General features: G+C 50.6%; 1 rRNA gene. It reads right to left on the bottom strand.

The window, feature by feature from the left end:
• Positions 1–255 (bottom strand): 23S ribosomal RNA (locus GTP58_RS30970); the annotation flags it as partial.

Here is a 255-nt window from a genome sequence, read left to right as displayed (position 1 = left end):
TTTCGGGTCTACACCCAGCGACTATCGCCCTGTTCGGACTCGATTTCTCTACGGCTTCCCTATTCGGTTAACCTTGCCACTGAATGTAAGTCGCTGACCCATTATACAAAAGGTACGCAGTCACCCCTCAAGGAGGCTCCTACTGTTTGTATGCACACGGTTTCAGGATCTATTTCACTCCCCTCCCGGGGTTCTTTTCGCCTTTCCCTCACGGTACTGGTTCACTATCGGTCGATTACGAGTATTTAGCCTTGG

It is taken from the genome of Duganella sp. CY15W, assembly GCF_009857555.1.
GTDB lineage: Bacteria > Pseudomonadota > Gammaproteobacteria > Burkholderiales > Burkholderiaceae_D > Rugamonas > Rugamonas sacchari.
This window is presented reverse-complemented; position numbering and strand designations above follow the sequence as displayed.